Source organism: Rhodococcus sp. MT28, assembly GCF_058792695.1.
The window spans coordinates 1-747 of sequence record NZ_JBXAFD010000076.1 but is presented as its reverse complement, the minus strand read 5'-3'; the positions used below and the strand labels follow the sequence as shown (position 1 = coordinate 747).

General features: G+C 60.1%; 1 protein-coding gene and 1 pseudogene. Both read right to left on the bottom strand.

Annotated elements, in window-relative coordinates:
- Positions 1-314 (bottom strand): annotated as a pseudogene (locus AC1Q6C_RS33690) (cytochrome P450); the annotation flags it as partial.
- A gap of 24 nt (positions 315-338) precedes the next feature.
- Positions 339-659: a 2Fe-2S iron-sulfur cluster-binding protein gene (locus tag AC1Q6C_RS33685; protein ID WP_003942421.1), complete on the bottom strand. Its 321-nt coding sequence runs from the start codon at positions 657-659 to the stop codon at positions 339-341.
- Positions 660-747 lie beyond the last annotated feature (88 nt).

The following is a 747-nucleotide window of genomic DNA, read 5'->3' as shown; positions in this document are numbered from 1 at the left end:
ATGTCGGCATGCCTTGTGACGGACCAGAACGGCCCGAACGGACTGTTAGGCTGGTAGTGGACCGGAGCCTCGTTGCGTACGCGCTCGAAGTACGACTGCCAGCGCCCCTGGCGATAGAGGAAAGGGTTGCTGAGGTCGATGTCGGCGAGTTCGACGTCCTCCACAGGAGGGATGGGGCTCTCGATGAAAAGCCTCTCTCCGTTCGCTCCGGTCACCCATCGCCGCGTCTTGTCGTACAGTTGTGCGCCCTGGATCTGCCGCTCCATCGGGATAGTCGACTGAACCTTAGCGGCGATTGCCTCAGAAAACTTCATTGCGTCTTATCGTCTCTCTCGTCGTCACATCTGAAACTCAGGCATTAGGACGGTCAGGCCGTCCCACGCCTCGGAGACCGGAATCTGGCAGGACAGTCGAGAGGTCGGTTGACGCTCAGGGTTCATCGCGAGCATCTCCTCCTCGTCGGAGCCGGAGAGGCCCACCTCCTCGGACCACTGCGGATCGACGATCACATGGCAGGTGCCGCACGCGGCCTCGCCTCCGCAGTCGCCGTCGATGCCGGGCACTGCATTGTTGGTCGCGACCTGCATCAGCGACTGTCCTTCTTGGAAAGGGACCTCGTGCTTCTTGCCGTCGTGTGAGACAAAGGTGACAACTGCCATAACCAACTCCTGATACGTTGTCCTCGCCTTGGGAACTTGATCAAAGTGTCGTCGGGGATGACCGCTACGGCTATGTTCTGCGGAGTCA